The organism is Microbacterium luticellae, assembly GCF_050408645.1.
Classification (GTDB): domain Bacteria; phylum Actinomycetota; class Actinomycetes; order Actinomycetales; family Microbacteriaceae; genus Microbacterium.
The window spans coordinates 944823-967171 of record NZ_JBNTKE010000001.1; the positions used below are offsets into that span (position 1 = coordinate 944823).

The 22349-nt window shown below is 61.8% G+C and carries 18 protein-coding genes; 3 read left to right on the plus strand and 15 right to left on the minus strand.

The features are described 5' to 3' along the window. Positions 1–201 precede the first annotated feature (201 nt). From ACQUSW_RS04725 to ACQUSW_RS04770, 10 genes are all read right to left on the minus strand, one after another. The gene (locus tag ACQUSW_RS04725) at positions 202–2106 is read right to left on the minus strand and encodes a DUF6541 family protein (RefSeq protein WP_428931089.1); all 1905 of its coding nucleotides are present in this window, start codon (positions 2104–2106) and stop codon (positions 202–204) included. Continuing rightward, on the minus strand, positions 2103–2843 hold the full coding sequence (locus ACQUSW_RS04730) for an ABC transporter ATP-binding protein (RefSeq protein WP_428931090.1): 741 nt from the start codon (positions 2841–2843) through the stop codon (positions 2103–2105). The genes ACQUSW_RS04725 and ACQUSW_RS04730 overlap by 4 nt, the downstream gene beginning before the upstream one ends. Then, the gene (locus ACQUSW_RS04735) at positions 2840–3778 is read right to left on the minus strand and encodes an ABC transporter permease (RefSeq protein WP_428931091.1); all 939 of its coding nucleotides are present in this window, start codon (positions 3776–3778) and stop codon (positions 2840–2842) included. The genes ACQUSW_RS04730 and ACQUSW_RS04735 overlap by 4 nt, the downstream gene beginning before the upstream one ends. Before the next feature lie 85 nt (positions 3779–3863). Next, positions 3864–6302: an FG-GAP repeat domain-containing protein gene (locus tag ACQUSW_RS04740; RefSeq protein ID WP_428931092.1), complete on the minus strand. Its 2439-nt coding sequence runs from the start codon at positions 6300–6302 to the stop codon at positions 3864–3866. A 96-nt stretch (positions 6303–6398) separates the two neighbouring features. Next, entirely contained in the window at positions 6399–7472 is a 1074-nt protein-coding gene (locus tag ACQUSW_RS04745; RefSeq protein ID WP_428931093.1) for a glycosyltransferase, read from the minus strand. 65 nt (positions 7473–7537) lie between these two features. Further along, positions 7538–8980: an LCP family protein gene (locus tag ACQUSW_RS04750; protein WP_428931094.1), complete on the minus strand. Its 1443-nt coding sequence runs from the start codon at positions 8978–8980 to the stop codon at positions 7538–7540. After that, complete coding sequence (gene purE / locus ACQUSW_RS04755) at positions 8977–9444, minus strand: 5-(carboxyamino)imidazole ribonucleotide mutase (RefSeq protein WP_428931287.1); 468 nt, start codon at positions 9442–9444, stop codon at positions 8977–8979. Before purE ends, ACQUSW_RS04750 begins: the two co-directional genes overlap by 4 nt. 57 nt (positions 9445–9501) lie before the next feature. After that, positions 9502–10626, minus strand: a complete 1125-nt coding sequence (locus ACQUSW_RS04760; RefSeq protein ID WP_428931095.1) for a 5-(carboxyamino)imidazole ribonucleotide synthase — start codon at positions 10624–10626, stop codon at positions 9502–9504. Between the two features lie 78 nt (positions 10627–10704). Then, positions 10705–11250 carry a PH domain-containing protein gene (locus ACQUSW_RS04765; RefSeq protein ID WP_428931288.1) on the minus strand — a complete coding sequence of 182 codons (546 nt, stop codon included), beginning with the start codon at positions 11248–11250 and terminating at the stop codon, positions 10705–10707. Between the two features lie 63 nt (positions 11251–11313). Beyond that, on the minus strand, positions 11314–12087 hold the full coding sequence (locus tag ACQUSW_RS04770; RefSeq protein WP_428931096.1) for a biotin--[acetyl-CoA-carboxylase] ligase: 774 nt from the start codon (positions 12085–12087) through the stop codon (positions 11314–11316). Positions 12088–12197: 110 nt separating this feature from the next. Between ACQUSW_RS04770 and ACQUSW_RS04775 the strand changes: the two genes are divergently transcribed. Beyond that, positions 12198–13787, plus strand: coding sequence for an acyl-CoA carboxylase subunit beta (locus ACQUSW_RS04775; RefSeq protein ID WP_428931097.1), 1590 nt, complete (start codon positions 12198–12200; stop codon positions 13785–13787). Next, a complete protein-coding gene (locus tag ACQUSW_RS04780; RefSeq protein ID WP_428931098.1) occupies positions 13784–14011 on the plus strand; it encodes an acyl-CoA carboxylase subunit epsilon in 228 nt (75 codons plus the stop codon). The genes ACQUSW_RS04775 and ACQUSW_RS04780 overlap by 4 nt, the downstream gene beginning before the upstream one ends. On the opposite strand, the gene ACQUSW_RS04785 is transcribed toward ACQUSW_RS04780, so the two are convergent. The 5 genes from ACQUSW_RS04785 to ACQUSW_RS04805 form a co-directional block, all read right to left on the minus strand. Further along, on the minus strand, positions 14008–17049 hold the full coding sequence (locus ACQUSW_RS04785; RefSeq protein ID WP_428931099.1) for an alpha-mannosidase: 3042 nt from the start codon (positions 17047–17049) through the stop codon (positions 14008–14010). The genes ACQUSW_RS04780 and ACQUSW_RS04785 overlap by 4 nt on opposite strands. A 286-nt stretch (positions 17050–17335) precedes the next feature. Beyond that, positions 17336–18379, minus strand: a complete 1044-nt coding sequence (locus ACQUSW_RS04790) for a hypothetical protein (protein WP_428931100.1) — start codon at positions 18377–18379, stop codon at positions 17336–17338. Continuing rightward, positions 18376–19608: a sensor histidine kinase gene (locus ACQUSW_RS04795; protein WP_428931101.1), complete on the minus strand. Its 1233-nt coding sequence runs from the start codon at positions 19606–19608 to the stop codon at positions 18376–18378. The genes ACQUSW_RS04790 and ACQUSW_RS04795 overlap by 4 nt, the downstream gene beginning before the upstream one ends. After that, positions 19598–20287: a response regulator gene (locus ACQUSW_RS04800; protein ID WP_428931102.1), complete on the minus strand. Its 690-nt coding sequence runs from the start codon at positions 20285–20287 to the stop codon at positions 19598–19600. Before ACQUSW_RS04800 ends, ACQUSW_RS04795 begins: the two co-directional genes overlap by 11 nt. A gap of 72 nt (positions 20288–20359) precedes the next feature. Next, on the minus strand, positions 20360–21643 hold the full coding sequence (locus ACQUSW_RS04805; protein WP_428931103.1) for a class I SAM-dependent RNA methyltransferase: 1284 nt from the start codon (positions 21641–21643) through the stop codon (positions 20360–20362). A gap of 17 nt (positions 21644–21660) precedes the next feature. Between ACQUSW_RS04805 and ACQUSW_RS04810 the strand changes: the two genes are divergently transcribed. Continuing rightward, a complete protein-coding gene (locus tag ACQUSW_RS04810; RefSeq protein WP_428931104.1) occupies positions 21661–22317 on the plus strand; it encodes a Maf family protein in 657 nt (218 codons plus the stop codon). The last annotated feature ends 32 nt before the right edge of the window (positions 22318–22349 follow it).

The following is a 22349-nucleotide window of genomic DNA, read 5'->3' on the forward strand; positions in this document are numbered from 1 at the left end:
CCGACAAATTCGCCGGTTTCGGGCCCAAAAATAGCAAAGTGTCAGACAAACGGGGGGCAAGTCCGGCCGAGAAACCGCGCCAAGAAACTCCGGATGCTGGCGCCGAGCCGGTGAGTCGAGCTGAGCCGGTGAGTCGAGCACAGCCGGCTAATCGAGCAAGACCAACCAGTCGAGCTGAGCCGGCTAGTCGAGCACAGCCGGCTACTCGAGGTCGCAGCCGGTGACCTCGAACAGTGCGGCGTCGCCTACTCGCAGCACCTCGGTCACCATGGGCGACTCGTCGAGGTCGTGTAGTCCGGCATACATCGCGTCGATCTTGGGGTACAGGCTGCGTGAGCCGAAGTCGAGGGCAAAGTCGACCCCCAATTCGTCGATCGCTTCGCACACTTCTCGACCACCGTCACGGAATTCTTCGGCCAGAAGAGTTGCATAGGGGCCGTATGACCCTGAGATGTGCGGGAAGACCACGGAGTGCCCAGCGTAGGCGTACAGCAACCCTGCCCCGGTGAGCGGGTCTCCGAGTACGACGCTGTCGGGGCCGATGAGGCGGGAAGCTTCGGTGATCACAGCGAGTTCGTCGGGGCTCAGGCCACGAGATTCTTCTGAGAACACGAAGCTGGTGTTGCGCATCATGCGCACGTCGTTTTTGACGGCTAAGAGGTGAGTGGCGCCGGCGGCAACCAGCAGAACGGTGAGTGCCGCGGCAAGTGCCGAACGGCCTTGCTTCCGGATGCTGCGCAGCCAGCCAACAACGGCGTCTGCGCCATATGCCGCCAGCGGTATACCCATGATGACCATGAGCGCTGCTACCCGGGTCGTGTCGTCGTACCAGATGCCGACGAAGAAGGTGCGGATCGGCAGAATCGTGAACCAGGTGGCCATGAGGAACAGGAATACGGCGATCACATGCGATACGACGGGCCACCAGCGGCGCTGGCGGATAAGGCGCACGGCTCCGATCACTGCGAGGGGCCCGAGCAGGAGCCCTGTTGATCGCCCGAGTGGGCTGAGGAATGCGGCTTCGCCCATGGCCTGTGCCAGTGTTGCACCCGGCATCCACTCATGCGTGCTCACGTTGGCCCGTACCCATACGAACAGAAGTGCGGCGGTCGCAACAATCACGACCGAGGCCACACGAACCCGGTGCGACCGTGATGTGCTTGTGCCCCAGTAGCGCCACAGCGCGGCACCAAATGCCGGTATCAGGAGGGCGAGAGCGCCGATCAATGCGGAGGGGTGAGCGATGGCTACGGCACCGGCGGCTGCGAGGGTCAGCAGCAGGAGCGCTATTCGCACCGAGGTGACGAGCGCGGGTCGTGTTACCCATACGACGCACGCGATCAGGATCGGGCTGAGCGCTACACCGAGCAGGTTGGGATAGAGAACACCCCAGTTGAGAAAACCGAGCGGGTAGACGGCGAAACAGAAGCTGAGCAGCGGCGCTGCCACGGCCGCAACAGCGGTGCCGGGAAAGAGGGCGCGGGCGAGCACGGCAAGCGCCACGGGCCAGATAAGAGCAACAACAACGACGGTGACGGCGTTGGTCGACACGACAATGCTGTACGGGCTAATCATGGCGACGAGGCTCGTGAGTGCGTGCCATAGGTTGGGGTAGAACGTTGACGCGCGGCGCGGTGTCGCCATGGTCATGTGCAGTGGCGATGCATCGCCGTTCTGCAGAATAAATTCGACTGCATTCAGGTGATAGATGCCGTCATAGAGCTGGCTTGGATGCTGGGGAGAAGCGATTCCGGCAGTGAGAATAATGCTCCAGCCGACGGCGGCTGCAACGACCGCCGCTGCTACCCATGCTCCGCCTGCCGAGGGCGCAAACACGACCGTTGAGCCGCGCCATCGTGTGCGTATGACGGCGGCAATAATGGTGACCACGGCTGCGACGGCGAGAACGACGAGCACCGACCATTGCAGCCCTAGCATCGGAGCAATAACCGAGGCGACCACGATCGAGGCGAGCGAGAGTGCCATGGCTGCACCGAGCCGAGCGATTCCACGCAACGGTAACAAAAAGGCTGCGGGTAATCCGGGGACGACAACGAGGAAGGCTGCTATGAGGAGCGCCGGTAGTGCGGGCAGCCACCCGTTCATGCCTGCTCCATATGGTTCAGCGCCTGCTCGACGTCGCCGTCGAAAACCACCTCACCCTTGCTGATAACGACGCCGCGCTGGCACAGTTCGCGCACCATCTCTGCGTCATGGCTCACAACAACAAGGGTTTTTCCTGCGGCGATGAGCTCTTCAAACTTTGCTCGACATTTTTCGCGGAAGGGAGCGTCGCCCACCGAAAGAATTTCGTCTACTAGCAGCACGTCAAGATCAACGTGAATAGCCACAGAGAAAGCAAGGCGCATAAACATGCCCGACGAGTAGTGCTTGACCTCCTGGTCAATAAACTCACCGATCTCGCTGAACGCCACGATCTCGTCGTAGCGTGCTTCGATGTCTTTACGTTTCATGCCCAGAATGGCTGCGTTCAAGAAAACGTTCTCGCGGCCAGAGAGTTCGGGGTGAAAACCGGCACCGACTTCGATGAGCCCGGCCACTTGCCCACGTGTGAGCACAGCACCGGCATCCGGCTCCATAACACCCGAGACCAGTTTGAGCAGGGTTGATTTGCCCGAGCCGTTGCGCCCGAGAATAGCCACCGATTCGCCCTCATTAATGACGACGTTGATGCCTTTGAGCGCTTCGAAAACGCTCGTGGTTTTGCGGCGACGAATCCACGCAACGACGGTGTCTTTAAAAGAAAAAGCGTGGTTGAGAAGAAAAGTTTTGTGGACGCGGTCGATGATGACGCTGGGCCGCGCAGAAAGTGGTGTACTCATAGGTCTTGAGCGAACCTTCCTTCGAGGCGGCGGAACACGGCTTGACCAATGAAGAGCGTGACGATCGCGATAAGGAACGCCCACAGCGTGTTCCACCCGAGGTTGTCGGGCAGCGGCATCATGGGTAGTCCTGTGTAGTCGGCGGCACCCACCATGTTTTCGGTGGCGGGGCGCCATAAGCCATAGTGGAACAGCTCAACGGCGTGCGTGATGGGGTTGAGCATGTAGAGCTCGAGCACCCACTGTGGCCACCCCAGTTTGTCGAGGAGCGCCTCTTGCACCATGGTCCACGAGTACAGCACGGGTGACGCCCACGTGGCGAGCAGCAGCAGCAGCTCGACGATGTTCTCTGAGTCGCGGTAGCGCACGTTGAGCGCGCCGAACAAAAGCCCAATGCCGAGAGCAAACACAACAACAATGACGAGTGCAGCGAGAATGGCCAGCAGTGCGGTCACCGTAATATGGGCGAGCCAGCCCAGCAGCAGACACACGATCAGCAGCAGGGCGAGCTGTGGCAAGAAGTGCACGAGAGCGACAACGACGGCCGAGACAGCAAACAGCTGACGCGGTAGATATACCTTACGTACGAGCGGCGCGTTATGCACGATCGAGGTGGTCGCGTTCTTGAATGCCTCCGAGAAGAGGTTGATGACGACAATGCCCGAGAACAGGTAGACGGCGTAGTTGGGGATGCCGCGGTTGAGGTTCATGAAAACCCCGAGCACAACCCAAAACACCAGGAACTGTGCGGCCGGGCGCACATACGACCAGGTCCAACCCAGCACCGAGTTGCGGTAGCGGGTGGTGACACCGGTGCGAATAAGAAGGCTCAGCAGATAGCGCCAGCGCACCACGTCGATGAGCCCGTGGCTTTTGCCGGGTACATCGAACTGGCTGCGCGGCACGGCAGCAAAAAGTTCAGACTGATCGTTCACGCACTTCTTTCCGATCGGGATGATACGCGCCGATCCAGTCTAGGGGAGCACGAGGCGCTGCTTCACCCAGCCTGTGGGGCACGGTTTAACCCAGCGGCGTATGGGTGTGCCAGCGCCAGCCGATAACCCAGCGCGGACCCCAGGCCCCGTTGCCCTTACCGGTATATATCCACAGGTCGCCGTCGCTATCGCGAGCGAGCAGGTCGGGGATGCCGTCTCCTGAGAAGTCGCCCGGTCCGATCAGATCGGTCATGATGTTCCATCCGGTACCGATCTGGCGGTATTTACCCCAGCCCCCGCGGCCATTGGTCGGATAGATCCAGAGGCTGCCGTCGCTGCGTTTCATGACGATATCGGCATAGCCATCGCTGTCGAGGTCGCCGGCGTTGATGATCTTGTCGGCAACATTCCATCCTGTTCCCACGACCGGCCGGTCAGCTAACCAGCCTCCGCGGCCGTTTCCGCGGTAGAGCACGAGTTCGCCTTTACTGGTGCGCGCTAAGACGTCGTAGGCTCCGTCGCCATCAAAGTCAATACCGCCGACGACCGCGGTCATGGTCTGCCAGCCCGCCCCGATCGTGCGCGGTTTCGCGTAGCCGCCGTTGCCGTCGCCGGAATACAGCAAGAATTCGCCTTTGGTGGTGATGCGCCCGATGTCGGCAATGCCGTCGCCATCAAAATCACCGAGCGTGACGAGCTTGTCTTTTTGTGACCAGCCGGATGCCACGACCTTCGCCGGTTTCCATCCGGCCTGGCCGTTTCCGCCATAGAGCGTGAGGTCACCGTTGGGTGCGACGGCGAGCACGTCTTGTGTGCCGTCGCCGTTAACATCGCCTGCTCCTGCATGCACGGGAGCTTTTTCTCGGGGTCCGGTGACGACAGGCCCCGCGGCGCTCAGTCCCTTCATGACGTTCCATCCGTGTCCGGTTGTTTCGCCCGTACGAATGCCACCACCATTGCCGATGCCGGGGTACACGGTGATGAGTCCACCCGTGTCGACGCCGAAGACGTCGGTGCGGCCGTCGGCATTGATGTCTCCGGCCTGAAAGACGGTGCGCATCCGGTCAAAGCCGACGCCAACCTGACGGCTGCCATCCCAGCGTCCGCCACCGGCACCGTAATAGACGAGGAGTCGGCCGTCTTTATGCTGAGCATAAAGGTCGGCTATACCGTCGCCATCAAGGTCGGCACCGCCCGAGATCGACGTCATTACCTCCCATTTAGCGCCGACTTTACGACCCGGCAGAAAACCGCCATCCCCATCGCCCGACCACAGCAGGAGTTGTCCGTCGCTGGCGACGGTAAAGACGTCGGGAATACCGTCGCCATCAAAGTCTCCTGCCGCGGTGACGGCGCGCGAGCCCGACCAGTTCACGTTCAGCTTGGTCGACGTGTACTTGCCCTGCCCATTGCCTCTCAGCAGATAGACGTCGCGGTGGTTGTTGGCTGTGGCGATGAGGTCGCGGTGTCCGTCGCCATCAAGGTCACCGACGCCGACAATGCTTGTTCCACCGGGAACATAGGCCAACCGGATGCGGGTGTTCCACCGCTCCTCGCGCACAGGGTAGGCCCACACCACACCGTCACTGTCGAGCGCCACAACGTAGCTGTCGGTGTCAAAGGATGAAATGACCGGTGCCGGTACGCTCGGCGGTGCAGGGGGCCCGGGAGGGGTCTGAGTCGACCCAAACCAGTCGGTGAAGTAGTTATAGAAGTTGCGGTTGCCATAGGCCGAACAGGCGTCGCCCTCGCCGTATCCGGCGCGCATAGCGGCAGCGTTGGGCTGGTAAGGAGTGTAGTAGTACAGGGCTGCTGTTGCCGTGTTTTCGATATAGACGGGAGCACTGCCACACGACACATTGGGGTGGTAACGAATATTCCATGTATTGCCGGGTGCGTACCAGGTGAAATATTCGCCTTCGGCATAGATCTTCATTTGGCGGGCAGCGCCATAAATCTGGTGAAAAAAGCCAACGAAAGCGGGGTCGCAGGGCGCGTCGTCGGGGCAGCCCTGCCCCAGTGCTGCGTCGTAGCGCCACTGGCTGGGCCACGTGTGGGTGACGAGCCCCTGTTCTTTTTGCAGCATGACGAGGATGACCTGCGGGTTAATTCCGCACGACTGCGATACGCGATAAATAATGTCGGCGGCGGTCTCGTTACTGCGCCCTGTGTATCCCTTGCAGTAGGTGTCGGCGGGGCGGGTCACGCTCGTCTGCCGGAAATCTTTCAGGCACACGTAGCCGGATTGGCACCGCGATACTTTGCCGCGCAAGAAGCTGTCGATCTGCGCGGCCGTCATGGTAGTGCTGTCAAAAAATACGGCGTCAGAAATAATATTTCCCGGCGCAAAACCCACCAGCGTTGCCGGTTGGATGGCGCTGGGTGCGGGCTGCGCCGAATCCTGCGTCACGCTCGCTGCTGTATCCACAGGAATGGCAACAGCAAGCGCAGCACAGACGGCCAACGCCGCCATCCACCGTGCCACGGCAGACAGGCGTCGCGAGCCTAAAGAGGTTCGGGACATGCGAACAGCTTGACCGATGTCCAGTACTTAAACCGGCAGACACGCAAAGAATGCGCAACGAGAGTATCTAATCTTTATGAGGACAAACGTCGTGCTCTAAAGATCGGCGTGCAGTGCCCACACTCGCTCGGCGCTGCTCAGCCACGAGAAAGCTCGCGCCCGGTCAGCGGCCAAAACCTGCGCGCGCTCGGTAGTCTCCCCAACCACCCCACGAACCGCATCGGCAAGATCTGCCTCGGCAACCACTTCTCCCCCATCGGCCACGACATCGCGATGCACTCCGCTATCGACAGCGACCACGGGAACCCCCAGCGTCATGGCCTCGATAATTCGCCATGGCCATGCTGATCGTGGCGAGGTGCCGATGACCACCGATGCACCATGCAACACCGCGGCACGGTCATCGTCGTCGAGCCACAGACGAATATGCGCACGGTTCTCTGCAAGCCCTGCCTCGGCGGCAATAGCTGCCCAGGCTGGCTCTTGCCCCTCTTTCGCGTCCACGACAACGGCCGGAAGATCGACCGCGGCGGCCGCGACAAACCCGGCATACAGCGTGGTTTCGTCGCCGACAACAACCACGTATTCCTCGGGGAGCGAGAGTTCGCGGCGGCGTTCTTCTGCGTCATCCGGTACAGAAAAGCCGATCGGCGCAGCCCCCGCAATAACGCGAGTGCGCTCACGCACCGGTGCCAGCTCGGCCAAGCGCTCAGCAATCGCATGCGAGGGCACGACAACCGCATCGGCGTGGCGCGCTACCCTGCGCAACATCGCCCGCTGCCAGCCGACGTGGGCACGCGGTAGCCGCTCGGGAGCCTCCCAGGCTTCAAGGTTCCACAGTGTCGCTACGGTTTGCGTGGCGTCGTGGGCACGATCATGACGCATCATGGGCGACAACAGTGTGGGCGAATGAAACATGCCCGAGCCCATACCGGATGGCACACCCATGGGCCATGCCGCTACGAGTTCGCGACGCCCCCAACGCAACCGGCGAGTAGTCGCTGCCCCTTCGAGCTCACCGCCCTCCCCCGCCGGCAAAATCGCCTCGACACCACAGCCCTGCGGGGCCACTCGAATCAGCCCCTCGGCGAGCCCGCGCGAAGCAACCGCAAAGTCGGGATTGCTGGGAGCAACCAGCTGATCGAGCACAACCCGCAACAGAACAACCATGCAATGAGAGTAATGCCCCAGCGCCCTCCCACGCGTACACGCTGTGCACAGTGTCACACAGCGGGCTATTCTTCGTCGTCTTCTGCCGGCGGATGCAGCGTGCTCTGCACAAGCTGCCGCACCGCCTCATAGTCGGGATTCCACTCGTCAACGCCAAACTCGGGAGTCAGTTCTATCGTGGTTACCGGTTGCTGTTTAGCCTTCAGCATGAGGTCAAAAAACTCAGGAAGCTTGCCCTGCGGCAGATCGGTGTGCACAACCGCTGTTCCTGCCGCCGCGACCTCATGAAAGCGGGCGAGCACGTTTTGCGGTGTGAACTGCGCCAGAATTGCTTCTTGTAGCTGGCGCTGGCGCAGCATCCGGTCCCAGTCGTCGGTGGTGTACCGTGACCGCGCGTACCACTGGGCCGTATCGCCATCCATGTGCTGCTGCCCGGGCTCAATCCATCCGATCGCCCACTCGTCGGCCGGCTGATCGTCATAAGCGGGTCCGCCACCCTTGGGCAGGCGCTCCGAGACTTCGATATCGACGCCACCGAGCGCATCAATCAGCTGCGCAAAACCGTGCATATCGATCGCCACATAGTAGGGAATCGAAATGCCCAGGATGCCCTCCGCCGCATCCTTGGTCGCTTCGACGGCAGGGGTAGAGCCCTGTGTCTCGGCATCCGGATACAGCGCTTCACCCTCAGTGCACTCCTCGACCGCGTTGGTCAACTGGTTAATCCCGGCTCCCCAGCCACATTCTTCGTCGTCGTGCTCATAAAAACCGTCAGGATAGCGGTCGTGCATGGGCCCTTCGCTAAACGGAAAACCGGGCAGGTCGCGAGGAATACCCGTGATCGTGACGGCACCCGACTCTGCGTTGACCGAGACGACCGAAATGCTGTCGAAGCGCATCGAGTCGCGTTCTTCACCACTATCGGCACCCAACAGCAGCACGTTGTAGTAGCCGTCGCTGGGTGGCAGGCTCGGCCCGCCCTTACCGAACACTGTCGTGAGCGCGCTTCTGCTCGAGCCGACCACGGATGCACCATATACGGCCGCGGCCCCCAAGAGCGTGAGCACCAACACGGCCACGAGCGGAATCGCTACGCGGGCTAGCGGCGCCACTCGTACCAGGCGCACCAGACGCAGCATGTCGAAGGTAAGCACGAGCCACAGCAGCGCATAGGCTAGCAACAGCAACTGCACGAGAGTAAGAGCAACCCACGAAATCCAACCGCCACCCACAAATAGCCACAGCAGCGCCTGCCGTGCCCCGATGGCAAGAATAATCCCGACAATCGCCGCGAACCACAAAAACATGGTCGACCGCAGACCGATGCGACCCAGTCGCCGCCGCCCCGCCAATACCTGTGCCGAACCGGGAATGAGAATGTTGACGGCAACAAGCCACCATCCCCGGCGCGTCATCATCCGCACCGATTCGGTGTCGGGGTAGCGCAGTGGTTCGGCCTGAACGAGGGGTGGCGTGGTGGTGTGGTGTGGCTGACGGTGCAGGGTCACAGGGAGTCCTTCAGTCGGCGATTTTTCGCCTCGACCTGTCCTTCCAGTTCGCGTGCGTATTCTTCTACTCGGTCGGCGAGCGCGGTGTCACTCGTGCTCAAAATACGTGCAGCCAAAAGGCCGGCGTTACGTGCCCCACCGATCGAAACGGTGGCAACGGGAATACCTGCGGGCATTTGCACGATCGACAGCAGCGAGTCGATACCGTCAAGGTATGCCAGCGGCACCGGCACACCGATAACGGGTAGGGCGGTCATCGAAGCGATCATGCCTGGTAGATGGGCGGCACCACCGGCACCGGCAATAATGACCCGGATGCCGCGTGCCCGCGCTTCACGCCCATAGCGCAGCAGCTTGTCGGGCGTGCGGTGGGCCGAGACCACTTCGACCTCGTGCGGTATGTCAAAGTCGGTGAGGGCCTGCGAGGCGTCGCTCATGACTCGCCAGTCAGAGTCAGAGCCCATGATGACGCCCACGAGGGGCTGGGTGGAGGAATGTAGTGGCACAGTCACCCCCCAAGGTTATGCGAAGTGGTTGGCTGCAGCCCGTGCAGCGAACACCGTGTCATCAAGGTCGTCGCCGACGGCTGTCACGTGCCCCACTTTTCTGCCGGGCCGTGGCGCTTTGCCGTAGGTGTGCACTTTCACGCCGGGCTGGTCGCCGAGTGCGAGCGGGAGCCGCTCGGCCATGGTGCCGTCTTCGGGGCCACCCAAGATGTTGACCATGACTGACCATTCGCGCAGCGGCGTGGTCTCGCCCAGGGGCAGGTCGGCAACGGCGCGCAGGTGCTGTTCGAACTGTCCGGTGATGGCTCCGTCTTGGCTCCAGTGGCCCGAGTTGTGGGGGCGCATGGCGAGTTCGTTCACGAGAATCCGCTGGTCATCGGTTTCAAACAGTTCGACGGCAAGCATCCCGGTCACTCCCAATCCCTGGGCAATAGCGGTACCGATGTGTGCCGTCGCCTCGGCCAGCCGCTCACCAGCGCGGGGAGCAGGGGCAAGCACTTCCGCGCATACTCCGTCGCGCTGCACGGTCTCAACAATCGGGTAGACGGCCATTTCTCCGCTCGGTCGGCGTGCCACCTGCTGGGCAAGTTCTCGCACGAAGGGCACCAGCTCTTCGGCGAGCAGTGCGTCTCCGTCAGCGAGCGCTTCGAACCATTCGGCGGCCTCGGCGGCCGCTGTCACAACGCGTACGCCCTTGCCGTCGTAGCCACCGCGCGGGGTTTTCACCACGGCGCGACCACCGTGTTCGGCAATAAAGGCGTCGAGTTCGGTGGTGGTTGCTACCCGCGCCCATTCGGGCTGGGGAATACCGAGTTCGGCGAGGCGCTGCCGCATGACGAGTTTGTCTTGCGCGTACTGCAGCGCATCCGGTCCGGGGTGTACGCGCACACCATCGTTTTCGAGTGCGCGGAGCACGCTTTGCGGCACGTGTTCGTGGTCGAAGGTAATAACGTCGACGGTTGTGGCGAACTGTCGCACTGTTTGCTCGTCGCGGTAGTCACCCACCTGGGTTGCTGCGAGCGCCGCCGACATGTTTTCTGCTTCGGCGAGGACACTGATCTCGAGTCCGAGTTCGACGGCCGGTGCGATCATCATGCGCGCCAGTTGTCCTGCACCGATGACGCCTACACGCAGTGCCATGGGGTGGCCTCCTTTTGTCGCCTTCTATTCTCACGCACGCGCCACGCGGTTGCGCACAGGATGCCTATTTTGTGTGTTTTATTCGTCGTGCGAGGTGAAGGTTGCGGCTTGTGCGTCGCGGTGCGCCAGTATCTGGTTGACTTCGATCTGGTCGGTGAGGGTTTCGTGCACGAGTGCGACGTGCGGAATGTTTTGCAGCACAATCGGCTGGTCAACGCCGTCGGAGAGTGTGATGGTACCTGCCCGCCACAGTCGTTGCAGCAGCCCTCGACGCACCGTAATGGTGTAGCCGCGCACATGACTGAGTTCGCGGCGGCGACGCACAAAGATTCCGCGTGTCTCAATCACTCGACGCGTCGTAATGGCCCAGTGGCGTGTACGCCAGCGTAAAAACGGCACAAGAACGGTAATCACAACGACCGCGGCAGCAGCGGTGAGCAGCATCCAGTTTTCCCAGGGAGCGGGAAGGTTGTCGTAGAAGTAGGCGACGATTCCGGATGCTGCGATAAGCGCCAGCGCCGACCACGCAAGCGAACGCGCATGGCGGCGCAGTCGCGCGATCAGTCGCTCCTGTTCGCTGACTCCTGGCGGTGGCGTGAGAGGCCTCCCCACCGCTGCACCCATGTCGTTCACGCTTCTATTGTCACCGACTCGGGCGGGCTGCGCCGTATTGACGGGTTGGCGGTTTTATTGAGCGCGCAGGTGCACGATGTCGCCCGCCGAGATGGTGTGGTCGCCGTTTTCTGTGCGAACGATGATGCGGCCGTCATCGGCGATGTCATGGGCTGTGCCGTGAAGGTCGCTGGTGTGGGGCAGCATGACGCGAACTTTTTGACCCAGAGTGGAGCAGTGCTGGCGTGCTTCAGAGAGGATGCCACTGCTGCTGGCGTTTCCGGCACGAATAAGAGATTTCACGTGACTATCGAGGTGCTGCAGGTAGTCGCTGAGCAGGCGATCGGCGTCGCACGTGGTGCCCTCCATTGCGAACGAGGTTGCGGTGGCCGCCGGTGCCTGTTCGGTGGTCATGGCAGTGTTGACTCCGGTGCCGATGATCACGCGCTGGGTGTCGACGACTTCGGCAAGAATGCCGCATATTTTGCGTTCGCCAATAAGAATGTCGTTGGGCCACTTCACGCTCACGGTGCGGGCCTGGCACTGCTGGGCTATCGCATGTCTCATGGCGAGGCCTGCTACCAGCGGCAGCCATCCGCGCAGTTCCGCGCCGAGGTGCTGCACGTCGAGCACAACCGAGATTGCCAGCGCCGTGCCCGGGGGCGTGTGCCACGTGCGATCGAGTCGGCCCTTGCCCGACGACTGGTTGTCGGTGAGGAGCACCGACAGGTGCGGCCACGAGTCGGCACCTTCGGTCGTCAACCGTTCACGCAGTTCACTATTGGTCGACGGCGACGATGCGACCACGTCGAGGCGGGGAGAAACAGTGCGTGCGCGTGAAAAATGCATACGTTCAGCCTAGAAGCACCAGCGCATTTCATGTCTTCTACTAAGGATTGGTGTTCTCATTGTGCGAGGCATCCAACACTCTGCGCGTTGGCGCGGCTAGTGTTGACACCGTGACGGACCAGCCCGACCTCTCAACGACCGCCGGCAAGATCGCCGACCTCCGCGCCCGCTATAACGAGGCCGTAGTCGACGCCGAAGCCACCGCCCAAACAAAGCAGCACACCAAGGGCAAGATGACTGCCCGCGAGCGCATCGAAATGCTCGTCGACACGGGCAGCTTTGTCGAATTCGACGAGTATGTGCGACACCGCACAACCGCCTTCGGAATGGATCGCAATCGTCCCTACGGTGATTCGGTAGTGACCGGCGTCGCGACCATTCACGGGCGCACGGTGGCCGTGTACTCGCAAGACTTCACCACCTTCGGTGGGTCGCTGGGCGAAGTCTCGGGCGACAAGATCATCAAGATCATGGAGTTCGCGCTCACCAACGGCATTCCGATCATCGGAATCCTCGACTCGGGTGGCGCCCGTATTCAAGAGGGTGTGCTGGCGCTCAGCAAATATGGCGAGATCTTTACGCTTAATACGCGTGCATCCGGTGTCATCCCCCAGATTTCTCTCATCATGGGTCCGGCAGCGGGTGGCGCCGTGTATGGCCCGGCACTGACCGACTTTGTGATTATGGTCGACAAGACCAGTCAGATGTTTGTTACCGGGCCCGATGTCATTAAGACCGTCACGGGCGAAGACGTCGGCATGGAAGACCTCGGCGGTGCCCACACACACAATACGCGTTCAGGTGTTGCCCACTATCTGGCCGATGACGAAGATGACGCGATTGATTATGCGCGCAGCCTGCTCAGCTATCTTCCCGACAACAATATGGCCGAGCTGCCCACGTACGATTCAGGTTTCGACTTTGAAACCACCGACTCCGACCGTGCACTCAACACGATCATTCCCGACTCCCCCAACCAGCCGTACGACATTCACACGGTGATTGAGCACCTGGTTGACGACGGCGAGTTCCTCGAAGTGCAGCCGCTGTTTGCCCCTAACATTGTGATCGGTTTCGGTCGGGTCGAGGGACGCTCCGTCGGCATCATCGCTAACCAGCCCTCGCAAATGGCGGGCACGCTGAATATTGACGCGGGCGAAAAAGCCAGCCGTTTTGTGCGGTTCTGCGATGCCTTCTCGATCCCGATTCTCACGCTCGTCGATGTTCCCGGCTACCTGCCCGGCACCGATCAAGAGTGGACGGGTGTTATTCGCCGCGGCGCGAAACTCATCTATGCCTATGCCGAAGCCACGGTTCCGCTCGTCACCGTTATTCTGCGTAAGGCGTACGGTGGTGCCTACATTGTGATGGGATCCAAGCAGTTGGGTGCCGACATTAACCTTGCGTGGCCCACCGCTGAAATCGCGGTGATGGGTGGCCAAGGTGCGGTCAACATTCTTTACCGAGGCGAGATTCGTAAGGCCGAAGAAAATGGTGAAGACGTCGCCGCGGTGCGCACGCGCCTCGCCAATGAATACACCTACAACGTCACCTCGCCATTCTTGGCGGCCGAGCGCGGTGAAATCGACGGCATTATTGAACCGGCCATGACGCGGGTGTCGATTGCCAAGGCGCTGCGGTCATTGCGCGGCAAGCGTGCCGAGCTTCCTCCCAAAAAACATGGGAACATTCCACTGTGACTACTTCTTCGCCAACACCCGAGCAACCGCTCATCCATGTGGTGCGCGGCAACCCCACCGAAGAAGAGCTGGCGGCAGTTGTTGCTGTGCTGACCGAAGCCTATGTGGCCGAAGAAGAGTCGGCGGTAGCCGAAGAACCCACGGTGTCAGCGTGGCAGCGCACACAGCGCGGCATTCGCACTCCCCTGCGCAGAGATATCCCCTGGGGTCGTTTTCACGGCTAAGCGCTGCGCTGCAACCGCAGCGTAGCAATTTCGAACGCCCGCAGTGACACGTGCACGGTCGAATCGTCGATGCGTCGGACACCGGGTGCGCGTAAGCCCTCTGCACCTGAACGCTCCAGCAGATCCGTGCTGTGCACGCCGGTAAACGCGCAACTCACCCGTATCGTGCCCTCGGCCCGGCCCCCACACGCTTCGTAGAGCCGCACGATCACATCGCCGCTGCGGTCTTCGGCAAGTTTCACTGCCTCGACCACAATGGCCGGATTGTCACTGGCGATAAGTGGCGCCACAGCGCGTGCACCGCGGTGAGAACGCAGCGGTACGTTGAGACGATAGCCCTCGGCAACAGCATCCGGAATCTGCGAATCGGGGCGGATGCTCACCTGCCACACGTGTGTTCCCTGATCGGTGGTGGGGTCGGGATACAGCGGCGACCGCACCAGGCTCAGCCGTACGAGAGTACCGACGTCCCCCCTAGCGGTGGTCAGGCGCGTCATATCGTGACCATAGGTGGCATCGTTCGCAATCGCGACACCGAAATGCGGTTCTCCTACGTGCACCCAGCGATGCGCAACCGTCTCGAATCGCGCGGCATCCCACGAAGTATTCGTGTGCAGGGGCCGGTGCACATGCCCAAACTGGATTTCGGATGTCGCTCGCTCGGTAAAAATGTCGAGAGCGAAACCCATTTTGACGAGCTTTTGCTGCTCGTTCCAGTCGGCCCGTGTAGTGATCAGGAGCGATTCTGCATCGGCGTCCAAGCGTATTTCTTGCTCAAACACCGAATTGTTCCAGGTGCGCTCTATAGTCACCGTGGCCGACTGTGCGTTCTCGTCCACAGTCACGTCACGCACATCCAGTACCTCGCTGCTGTGCCGACGATAATGTTCATCAATATCCCAGGCATCCCACTGGGTGGGCGTATCGCGGTGCACGACCAGCTGGTTGCCGTAGTGCTCGCGCATGAGCACCTCGCGCTCGCGCCCACTGCGGCGGGAAACCAGCGACGACAATCGCCCATGCGCATCGATAACGGCGCGCACATGGTCGTTCTCTATGGTGATGCCGGATGCTGTGCGCTCCACCCGCACGGCTCCGGCTCCCACCAGTACGGGGGTGGCGATCTCCCCGAAGGCCACACCCCGTACCGGATACGGACCCGCGTTGGCACGCAGGTCTTCATCGCCTTCCCCCGCCACACTCCCCAGCGCGTTGGCGATGATCGTGTGCACACGGTTCTCGATACGGCGGTACTGCTCCCGTGCTTCCTGGTGCACCCAGGCGATCGAGGTTCCGGGCAAAATGTCGTGAAACTGCAGCAGGAGCACCTGCTGCCACAGGTCGTTGAGTTCGTCATAGGGATACGTGAAGTCTCCCGTGACAGCAGCGTGTGTTGCCCACAGTTCTGCTTCGCGAAGCAGATGTTCGCTGCGGCGGTTGCCCCGTTTCATGGCGGCCTGGCTGGTGTAGGTGCCGCGGTGAAACTCCAGATACATTTCGCCTGACCATACGGGAGGGCGCTCATATTCGGCTTCTGCTTCGGCAAAAAACTCGCTCGGGCTGCTCAGCCGCACGGTGGGCGAACCCTCGAGGTTGGCGAGCCGCCTGGCCGCAGCGACCATGTCTCGCGTTGGGCCTCCTCCCCCGTTGCCGTGGCCATAGGGCACAAGAGACGAGCGTGCGAACCCTTTTTCGGCATACTGGCGTTCAGCGCGGGCCAGCTCATCGCTGCGCAGGTTGGCGCTATAGGTGTCGACGGGCGGAAAATGTGTAAATATCCGCGTGCCGTCGAGCCCCTCCCACAGAAACGTGTGGTGGGGCATGGTGTTTGTTTCATTCCACGACATTTTTTGCGTGAGCATCCAGCGGGCACCGGCAGCGCGTGCGATCTGTGGCAGCGCCGCGGTGTACCCGAATGAGTCGGGAAGCCATACTTCTTGGGTATCAATACCGAATTCATGCAGGAAGAAGTTTTTTCCCTGCACGAACTGGCGCACGAGTGCTTCGCCGCCCGGAAGGTTGGTGTCGCTTTCTACCCACATGCTGCCCACGGGCACAAAGTTTCCGGCCGCTATTGCCTCACGTATGCGCTGGTACAGGGCAGGTTGGTGCTGTTTCATCCACTGGTATTGCTGAGCCGATGAGGCAGCGAACACCATTTCGGGGTGCTCGTGCTGCAGCGCGAGCACATTGGCGAAGGTGCGGGCAATTTTGCGCTGTGTTTCGCGCACGGGCCACAGCCAGGCCGAGTCGATATGCGCGTGACCAACGGCGTAGATGCGGTGAGATGAGGCAGCAGCCGGCTGTGCGAGCACTGCGGCAAGAGACTGTCGCCCGGCCTCGGCTGTGGCGACAACATCGTGCGGGTCGACGGCGTCAACGGCCTGGTCAAGTGCGCGCATAATTTCTGCGTGGCGCGTCGAGTGGCCATCGAGCTGTTCTGCCAGCGACAGCAACACTCGCACATCGTGCAGCAGATTCCACACGCTCTCCTGCAGCAGCGCCACATCGCAGCGGCGCAGCACATACAGGGGCGCTGTGCCGGCTGTTGCGCGGTCACCGAGCGCGGTGGGTGAAAAATGCACGAACCGTTCACCCACGTCGGGGTTGGCTGCGGCCTCAATAAACAGTTCAAAATCTGAGCCGGGTGTTCCCTCGAGGGGAACATAAACGTTGTCGGGCTCGATGGCTTTCACAATGCTGCCGTCGGGCCGATACACAAGAGCCTCAGCTTGGAAACCGGGCTGTGCACCATCAAATCCGAGGTCAATGACCAGTTCTGCGCGCTCTCCGGATGCCACTGCTGGCACCTGCCCGCTCAGGCGCAACCACAGCGTGCTCCAGGGCTGCCCCCATGCGTCACCGACCGCTATCGCGCTGTATTGTGCGTGCCTCGCCTGCGTAAACGGCACCGGTTCGCCATCTACCTGCCAGCCCATGATCGCTGCCGGCTGCACCGTGCGATGAATGGCTGGTTCGAGACGCTCGTGCATCCATCGGCGCACGCGAGCCGTTACAGCAGAAGAAGGTTTGTGCATGGCACCGCCTCATAGACAACGGCGCACCCCTTGCATAGCGGGTACGAGGACCATCAGCGTCGATGATTCCTTGTCCCCCAAAATACCTACAGACAAAAGAAAAATCACTCACCACAATAGATAGTGACGCTTCGCGTTCTGGCCTGTCGTTCTGCTCCAGGGTATGCAGACTACGTCCAGGCCCTTGGCGGACGGTTTTCGGGTAGCCGATCCGCGCTGGCGAGGGGCAGGCATTCCCGCCGCCCCTCGCCCTCTCCACAAGCAGATACCGAAGAGGGCCAGCCGCTCACGCGGCACGATCCGGGGGGACAGGTCCGGCCGCCGCTGAGGCGGTCGGACCACTCCGCGAAATCTCGTGCCACAGATCGACGGAATCATCGTCGGAGCGCCCCCCGGCACCCGACCTACCGACAATCGTTACTGCACGCTGCGGGTCGCGGGATGACCGCACAATAAGGCGATGAGAACGAGCGCTGCGCAGCACCGTCGCTAGCTCATCGTGAATGTGGCTGCGCTGCGTGCCGTCGAGGTCGTCGAGGTCGCCCTCATCAAAAAGCGTCACGGCACAGCCACGTCGGCGTGCCTGCTCGATGGCGTCACGCACCGCGTCGTTCAGCAGACTCGCCGCGCGTATTTCGTCACGCAGGCGCCCCTCTGCCACGCGCGCATCGATGCGTTGGTCATCATCAAGTGCCCCGCCCTGATCGATGACTGCCGTAAGAACAGGCCCGGCTACTGCCAGGGCATAGCGCACACGTTCGCGGCGCGCCCGCTGGCGTCCCAGCTGCGTAGCCCGCCACCCCGATGTGGCCTGCTGTATTTCGGCCAGACGTTCGGTATCGGCAACCGCCCGCGCCCAGAACCGCACAAGAAGCTGCGCAGCAACAACCCAGACAACAGAGCCCACCAAACCCAGCCGGAGTGCATCGGCCACACCCAGCCACAGCATTGCTCCCGCAGTGAGCAAAGCCAGCGCCAACCAGCCACACAGTGGGCGGCGACGCACAATACAAACAACCGCCAGAAGACCCGCGGCGCCAACAAACCAGGTAGCAAAGGGCGCTTCGCGCGTTGACTCTTGCAGCGCCCACGACACCGAGTGCGGTAGTACACCAGAAACGACAACCACCACGACGCCCACAGCACGCGGCATCCGAGCATCTTTGCCTGCCCACAGCGCCAGCACGAGGGTCGCTAAAAACAGTGCGGTGCTGGCTACCATGACCCAGGGCTGTGCCGGTGGTGTCGTCCACCACAGCGAGCGTGCGGCAAAGTACAGACCGAAGCAGAACGCTAGGCCGCCCGCCACAAATCGAAGACTCACATTCATTGCGCCGACCACCCCAGCGTTACGACGGTTCCCCGCGGGGAGGATTCCACGGTTGCCACGCCTCCGACGGCCGCCATGCGAGCCACGATAGAGCCGCGAATTCCCAACCGGTCGGCATCCACAGCATCCGGATCAAAGCCATCACCGGAGTCACTCACTTTTACCGTCAATCCGGTGGGTCCGTGCCCCTCAACGATGACGCGAAGCCCGCGACCCTGCGCGTGCATAACGGCATTGTCGATCGCCTGTCGTGCCGCCAAATCAACGGCGCGTGCCACACGCTCAGGCACAACCCCCGAACCAAACTGGTCAACAACCGAAGCCTCAGCCGCAAGACCAGCAACAAAACCACGCAGATCTGCCACCAACTGTGCGACAGTAATGGGTTCGTCGCTGCCCTCACGCCCCTGTGAATTTTCTGCATTGGCCAACCGTGTCAGTGCTTCGCGTGCCATCGCGACAGCCAGTTCACGTTCCCGCTGGCTTTGCGCCCGCTCGGCAGCGATGAGCGCCGCCAAAACACTGTCGTGCATGAGCGCCGCCACCGCGAGACGCTCTTTTTCCACCGCCGCGGCAGAGGCCGCTTCGGCATATTCGTGCACAGCGTTGGTGCGCGCGCGGTCAACTCCGGCAGCGATCGAACGAAACGTCCAGCCCAGTGCCAGTAAGAGGAACCCGAGGATGAGCGTGAACGATACGTCGAAGGCGGTTGTCATCCAGTACGAGCGGGTAAATTCGCCCTGCGCAAGCCGCACACAACCATAGGCAAGTGGGCACGCAACAGCGATCAGAATCTGTACCGGAATACCAAAGGCGATAATGCCGGCGACGCCCGCCACATTGACGAGGAAGAAGATCCATGGCTGCTCGGCCGCACCGTCGAGTTCTCGATGCGCCACCCACGGCCACCACGCCACAACCATGAGAAAACTCACCGTGAATGCCCCGGCAATGATTCGGATATCGCGCCCCAAGATGCACATCACGATCATCGCGAGCAACGGCACAAACGCCAGCACCATCATGACAATGTGGGCGGGGGTAGGCCGCGTGAGCGAGCCGAGCGCCGCGATGAGCGCCTGCGTACCGAGGGCGGCGGCACCAAAACAGATGACAATCGCCATGATTCGCTCCATGCGGCGACCGGCGAACTGTTCCAGCTGACGCTCAATGTCGCCCGGTGAAACAACCTGCTGCCATGCCTGACGAATACTCGCTTCAGCGGCCATGAGAAGCTTTTCGCCGCACGGAAACTTTTTCTTCTTCTGTCGACTCCACCAAAATTCCGTCTTCGAGCGCGCGACGCAGAAGATCTATTTTGGTGGGTGCAGGGCGCCCCACTTCCACGTATTTCACGCGGATGCGGGTGATGTTCTCTTTCGCCGTCGAATAGGCAACGCCCAGTGTTTCGGCAACAGCTTTGAGCGGCAGGCCCGTGGCGTACAGGCGCAATACTTCACGTTCACGGGCCGACAGCTGGGCATCGGCAAACGCGCTGTCGCCGTCGACGGCGCTGGCCCACTCCACATTGTTCAACGCTTCTCCGTCGGCCACGGTGCGCACGGCCGCGAGCACATCTTCCAGCGGCGACGATTTGCTAATCACCCCGGCTGCGCCTGCAGAGAGCGCTTCGCGTACGGTGGCTGGGCGGTCGGCAACGCTGTGAATGACCACGCTCGAGCCATCGTCGACGAGCGCTGCAACGTTTTCTGTCACGGTGGTGCCGTCTCCCAGGGTGAGGTCGAGAACGACAACATCGGCGGGCACGCGCCCGGTGCGCTGTCGGGCCTCAAGATAGGCAACGACGCTACCGCCCGAAAAAACGACGGTGTGTCCGTCGTCTTCCAGCGCTGCTGCCAGGCCGAGGCGCACGGATTCGTGATCGTCGATGAGTGCCACCGTGGTCATGGCCTCAGCCTACCGAGGCGATGGCGACACACCAGTCCTGGCGGCGACGGCTGTGGATGCCGCCGAGCCTGCTCACTGTCGCTCCAGGAGCGCGATGGTCTCGAAGTGGTGCGAGTGCGGAAACAGGTCGAAGGCCTGCAGTTGGCGTGCCCGCCACCCGTGCTCATGAAAGTAGCCGAGGTCACGGGCGAGGGCCACCGGGTCGCACGCCACATAAACGACAGCATCCGGATGCAACGCCGCAACCCCGTCAACAACGGCCCGGCCTGCTCCCTGCCGCGGTGGGTCGAGAACGACGGCACCAATCGGGTCTTCGGCCTGGGCTGCAGCAAGAAATTTATCGACGCGTGCGGTAACAGCTTGCACCTCGTGGCCGGCCAGATTTGCGGCTGCGTACTGCGTAGCGTGCCGGTCAGATTCGACCGTGACGACATCGTGTGCACCGGCGTCGAACAGTGCGGCAGCCAGCAGCCCCACACCGCCATAGAGGTCGAGGTGCACGTGGTCGGCGTCAACCCGGTCGCGCAAAAGATTGGTCACGGTCTGGCTCAGTGTTGATGCAGCGTGCGGGTGCACCTGCCAAAAACCTGCCGCGTCAAGTTCGAAAACCCTCTCGCCTACGCGCTGCTGTATCGTCTCGGTCGCGGCGCGCTGTTTGCCGTGCAGCACATGCACACCGCCATCGGAATCAAGAATGAGGTCAATGCGATCACCGGCGCGCACACGACGACCGTTTATTGTTATCGTTTCGCCGCGCGCGGCGCGGGCCGCTAGCGCCCGTGCTTTATCCGCGAGCGCCGTCGCGGCAAGCGGATAGTCGTCGACGGCAATAACGCGGTGGCTGCGCGTAGCAAAAGGGCCAATGTGGCCATCGTCATCGACGTGCACGGTCATTCGTGTACGCCAGCGCAGGCCTGCCTGGCTGGGGTCGTGACTGACCTCGTCAGAGTCGGGAATCCCCTCGACCGTGGGCGCCTGATACCGACCGTCGGCAAAGCGGTCGAGGGCTTCTTGCAGCACTCGCTGTTTAAGGGCGCGCTGGTGCTCCAGCGTCATGTGACCAAAGTCGGCGCCGCCGGGCCGGATAGCCGGGTCGCGGCTGATGTCGGCCTCGGGCCACACGTGTGGGCGACGGTCGGCGGAGGGTTCGAGCACGTCGACCGCCTCTGCTCGCCAAAATCGGTCGCGACGAGTATCGGTGACGCGTGCCCGCACGCGTTCTCCGGGAATGGCGTCGGCAACAAACACCACTCTGCCGTCGTGTCGGCCAACGGCCGTGCCGCCATGGGCAATACCGGTGATGGTTAGGTCGATGAGCGCATCGGTCATCCCTCCAGGATCCCACAGGTCGGTCAAGGCCTTAGCCTGGGGTGATGCGCGTATGCCTGGCTTCTACCTCTCCCGCTCGCCTCATGCTGCTTCGTCAAGCAGGAATCGAACCCGTCGCTCTCGCTCCTGACGTCGACGAAGACGAAGTAACACGCGAGGCATCATCGGCCCGTGAGCTGTCAATTTCTGAGAACGTGCTGCTGCTGGCTCAGGCAAAAGCAGCCGAGGTGGCCCGTCGAGTGCATGAGGTGTATCCCGACTTTGACGGCGTCGTGATCGGGGGCGACTCTATGTTTGCGCTCGACGACAAAGTTTTCGGTAAACCGCACACGGCGGAGCGCGCGACCGAGCGCTGGCACAGTATGCGTGGCCGCACCGGGGTTTTGCATTCCGGACACAGTGTTGTGCGGGTTGCTCCGGGTTCTCCGCCGCAGGAGCGCAGCGCTGTGGCCGAGGCCAGTGTCACTTTTGTTGACGATATTTCGGATGCCGAAATTGACGCCTATGTGGCAACGGGCGAGCCACTCGGTGTGGCCGGTGCATTTACGGTCGATAGTCTCGGCGGAGCTTTTATCGAGCGTGTGGAGGGTGATCCGTCTACTGTCGTGGGGATGTCGCTGTCGACCGTGCGGCGACTGGTTGCCGAAGTGGGTGTGTCGTGGACCGACCTCTGGAATCGCCACGCGCGCAGCGATACATAGGATTCCTCAAACAGAATTCCGTTTTTCTTGTG

Bases quoted from the DNA above. Each gene is read 5' to 3' on its own strand.
- ACQUSW_RS04725 (WP_428931089.1), bottom strand. From the start codon at position 2,106: ATGAACGGGTGGCTGCCCGCACTACCGGCGCTCCTCATAGCAGCCTTC.
- ACQUSW_RS04730 (WP_428931090.1), bottom strand. From the start codon at position 2,843: ATGAGTACACCACTTTCTGCGCGGCCCAGCGTCATCATCGACCGCGTC.
- ACQUSW_RS04740 (WP_428931092.1), bottom strand. From the start codon at position 6,302: ATGTCCCGAACCTCTTTAGGCTCGCGACGCCTGTCTGCCGTGGCACGG.
- ACQUSW_RS04745 (WP_428931093.1), bottom strand. From the start codon at position 7,472: ATGGTTGTTCTGTTGCGGGTTGTGCTCGATCAGCTGGTTGCTCCCAGC.
- purE (WP_428931287.1), bottom strand. From the start codon at position 9,444: ATGGGCTCTGACTCTGACTGGCGAGTCATGAGCGACGCCTCGCAGGCC.
- ACQUSW_RS04760 (WP_428931095.1), bottom strand. From the start codon at position 10,626: ATGGCACTGCGTGTAGGCGTCATCGGTGCAGGACAACTGGCGCGCATG.
- ACQUSW_RS04765 (WP_428931288.1), bottom strand. From the start codon at position 11,250: ATGGGTGCAGCGGTGGGGAGGCCTCTCACGCCACCGCCAGGAGTCAGC.
- ACQUSW_RS04770 (WP_428931096.1), bottom strand. From the start codon at position 12,087: ATGCATTTTTCACGCGCACGCACTGTTTCTCCCCGCCTCGACGTGGTC.
- ACQUSW_RS04785 (WP_428931099.1), bottom strand. From the start codon at position 17,049: ATGCACAAACCTTCTTCTGCTGTAACGGCTCGCGTGCGCCGATGGATG.
- ACQUSW_RS04790 (WP_428931100.1), bottom strand. From the start codon at position 18,379: ATGAATGTGAGTCTTCGATTTGTGGCGGGCGGCCTAGCGTTCTGCTTC.
- ACQUSW_RS04795 (WP_428931101.1), bottom strand. From the start codon at position 19,608: ATGGCCGCTGAAGCGAGTATTCGTCAGGCATGGCAGCAGGTTGTTTCA.
- ACQUSW_RS04800 (WP_428931102.1), bottom strand. From the start codon at position 20,287: ATGACCACGGTGGCACTCATCGACGATCACGAATCCGTGCGCCTCGGC.
- ACQUSW_RS04810 (WP_428931104.1), top strand. From the start codon at position 21,661: ATGCGCGTATGCCTGGCTTCTACCTCTCCCGCTCGCCTCATGCTGCTT.